3 protein-coding genes are annotated in these 2,748 nt (G+C 72.1%); 2 read left to right on the forward strand and 1 reads right to left on the reverse strand.

Features of this window, described 5'->3' with window-relative positions; all coding sequences use genetic code 11:
- Positions 1–12: 12 nt before the first annotated feature.
- Positions 13–789: a VanZ family protein gene (locus tag ACFWEP_RS33895; protein WP_387376038.1), complete on the reverse strand. Its 777-nt coding sequence runs from the start codon at positions 787–789 to the stop codon at positions 13–15.
- 179 nt (positions 790–968) lie between these two features.
- On the opposite strand from ACFWEP_RS33895, the gene ACFWEP_RS33900 reads away from it, so the two are divergent.
- Both ACFWEP_RS33900 and ACFWEP_RS33905 read left to right on the forward strand, forming a co-directional pair.
- Positions 969–1,469 carry a tetratricopeptide repeat protein gene (locus tag ACFWEP_RS33900; protein WP_387376034.1) on the forward strand — a complete coding sequence of 167 codons (501 nt, stop codon included), beginning with the start codon at positions 969–971 and terminating at the stop codon, positions 1,467–1,469.
- 177 nt (positions 1,470–1,646) lie between these two features.
- The gene (locus tag ACFWEP_RS33905; RefSeq protein WP_387376036.1) at positions 1,647–2,696 is read left to right on the forward strand and encodes a phosphatidylinositol-specific phospholipase C domain-containing protein; all 1,050 of its coding nucleotides are present in this window, start codon (positions 1,647–1,649) and stop codon (positions 2,694–2,696) included.
- Positions 2,697–2,748: the final 52 nt, after the last annotated feature.

Here is a 2,748-nt window from a genome sequence, read left to right on the forward strand (position 1 = left end):
CTACCGTCCCGGTCAGCGGTTGCGGAGCTTCTCCAGCAGCGTGCGCCCGCCCCCGGGCCGCGCCGCTCCGGCGTTCCCGGCCTCGGCCGGAGCCTTCCCGGAGTGCTTGTCCGTCGCGGTGGCCGGAGCCTTCGCGGTCCGTCCGTTCCCGTCCGCGGCCGTTGCCTTCGCGGTCCGGGTCACGCCCGCCCTCGCGGTTGCTGCCGCAACCCGCTGCCTCAAGCCGGCACGGCCGGCGGCGGGCGGCCGGCCGGACGTGTCCTCGGTCACCGGGGCGGTCGCCGGGACGGGCTCGGGACGGACCCTCGCGAAGGAGTGGTAGTGGTGGCTGATCCGGCGCCCGACGAACAGGTAACCGAGCAGCGCACCGGTGGTATTGAGGATCACGTCGTCGATGTCGAAGGCCCGGCCCTCCACGACGGCGCCCTGGGCCAGCTCCACGACCACCATGACCACGCCGGTCAGCAGGATCATGCGGAGCATCCGGAGCCGGCGCGGCACGAGCACCGGGATCAGCACCCCGAAGGGGGCGCCGAGCAGGATGTTCCCGCCCGCCTGCTTGCAGGCGGCGAGGAAGGTGTAGTCCTCGGCGTACTGCCGGAGCGAACGACCGGGGGTCATGTTCGAATGGGCGATCCCCGCCGAGGCGGGTGACGGCGTGAGTGTCACCTTCGCCAGGACGACGGAGAAGGCGACGAGCCCCACGAAGGCCACCACCAGAATGCCGGCGCGCAACAGCGCGTGCGCCCAACTTCTCTTCCGCACGGGGCGGTTCGCGTCTTCGGTCATGGCCATCGGATGCCCCGCGCCGGTCCGGTCACACCCCGATCCGGCCACGCCTCCCGACGGGCTTCGCCCGGGCGTCCTCGCGGCGGTCCCGGAACCTCCGTGGGCCTCCGGCCTCGCCGCGAGGACGCCCCGGCGGGGCGCGCGAGAGCACCCCACCGGGGCCTGCAACCATGTCGCCCATGGATTCACCGAAGAGGGACGACCTGCTGGCCGACGCCGTACGGCTGCGTACCGAGGGCGACGCGGAACAGGCCCGGGAACGGCTACTCGCCCTGACCGCGAGGTTCCCGAAGGACGCGGAGATCGCGTATCAGACGGCGTGGGCCCACGACGTCCTGGGCCTGGAGGCCGAAGCGGTGGCGTACTACGAGCGCTGCCTGTCGGGCGGGCACCTGGGCGAGGAGGACCGGCGGGGCGCGCTCCTCGGCCTCGGCAGCACCTACCGGGTGCTCGGCAGGTACGGGCAGGCCGTCGAAACGCTGCGGCAGGGGGTGGCGGAGTTCCCCGACGACGGCGCGCTCCACACGTTCCTGGCGATGGCGCTGTACAACACCGGCGAACACCACGAGGCGATGGGCCTTCTGCTGCGACTCGTCGCGTCGACCAGCGAAGACCCGTACGTGAGGCGGTACCGCGCCGCGATCGAGCATTACGCGAAGGGCCTCGACGGAACACCGTGACCCCGGTCGGCCGCACCGGTACTCCCCCGTCCGCCCCGAAACCTGGCTTCCCCTCGGACAACAGGTACTCCCCGAAAGGCCGGTTCGCGTACTCCTGAAGGTCATCCGCGCCTCCTATCGTGCTCCTCATTGACGCGTTCGCATCAACTTCGACGACGTAGGTGAGGGTGAGGGTCCATGAATCAGGGATGGCGCCGGTGGGCAACTGCCGCCGCGGCCGGGGTGTTCTGCGTGGCGGTCTCGGCCGGCAGCGCGCAGTCCGCCACGGGCCCGGGCGGCAGCTCGTACGGCGCGACTACGGGCGTCGGGGTGCACAACGCGTACGAGAAGTCGACTTACACCTACTTCGCCGACGCCCTCGACTCCGGTGCGGCGATGCTCGAACTCGACGTGTGGACCAATGTGTTCGGCAGCTCCTGGCGGGTGTCCCACAGCAACCCGCTCGGCAACGACAACAACTGCGAGAACGCGGCGAGCGCCGCCGAGCTGCGCAGCAAGGCGCGTAACCAGAACCTCGCCGGCTGCCTCTCCGACATCCGCGCCTGGCACGACGCCCACCCGGGACACCGGCCCATCGTGCTGAAGGTCGAGCTCAAGGACGGATTCCTCGCCACGAGCGGCCGCGGTCCGGCCGAACTGGACGCGCTGCTCACGGCGAAGCTCGGCGACGCGCTGTACCGTCCGGCCGACCTCGTCGGCTCGCACGCCACCCCCGACGAGGCCGTCACCGCCGGGGGCTGGCCCACGCGCGACGCGCTGGCGGGCCGTTTCCTGGTGGAGCTGATCCCGGGCACGGTCGAGGAAGGCAACCCGCTCGACACCCTGTGGACGGACCGCGAGTACGCCACCCGGCTGCGCGACCTCGCCGCGGCGGGCCGGCTGCGCGAGGCCTCGGCCTTCCCCGCCGTGCACACGGCGCAGGCCGGTGACCCCCGCACGCGGTACACCGACACCTCGATCCGGCCGTGGTTCGTGATCTTCGACGGGGATGCCTCCGCCTACGCGGGCGGTTCCATCGACACCGCCTGGTACGCCCGCAACAAGTACCTGGTGCTGATGACGGACGCGCACAACGTGGCGCCCGCCATCGACGGCACCAATCCGACGTCCGCCCAGGCGCTGGACCGGCTCACCCTCCTCGCGGGGAAGCACGCCAGCATCATCTCCGCCGACTGGCACGCGCTGACCGACGTGCTGTCCACGGTGGTCCCGCGCGCGGCCGGCTGACCGGCCCCTCGGGCACCGCGGTCTCACGCGCTCCCGGGCACGTCACCGGGGG

Source organism: Streptomyces sp. NPDC060198 (assembly GCF_042728415.1).
In the GTDB taxonomy this organism is placed as follows: Bacteria; Actinomycetota; Actinomycetes; order Streptomycetales; family Streptomycetaceae; genus Streptomyces.